The organism is Enterobacter cloacae complex sp. 6730903 (assembly GCF_048283985.1).
GTDB lineage: Bacteria > Pseudomonadota > Gammaproteobacteria > Enterobacterales > Enterobacteriaceae > Enterobacter > Enterobacter hormaechei_C.
Genome location: NZ_JBLVXX010000240.1, coordinates 1 through 263 on the forward strand (window position 1 = coordinate 1; position 263 = coordinate 263).

Here is a 263-nt window from a genome sequence, read left to right on the forward strand (position 1 = left end):
GTTTTGAGTTTGTAGTAATAATGCAGGGTGATAATTACGTGTATGACGCTCTGCCTGAATATGTACAGCGCAAGGGAACATGGCTTGTGAAAGAATTTCTAAACCCAGTTCCAGACTTTTTTCTGTAGATTGTTTAATCCAGCGAATTACACCGCCACGCCACTGACCATGTAGCGTTTCTTTCACCAAAATATATTCGCCAGTTCTTAAGTTTTTAGGTGCTTCGCCGGACCATTTAATACGATAGCCATTAACACTAATAT

1 protein-coding gene is annotated in these 263 nt (G+C 39.9%); it reads right to left on the bottom strand.

Annotation, left to right across the window (positions count from 1 at the left end):
* The coding region (locus tag ACNQ0W_RS25745; protein WP_417933351.1) for a hypothetical protein at positions 1 to 263 on the bottom strand (263 nt) is incomplete at both ends.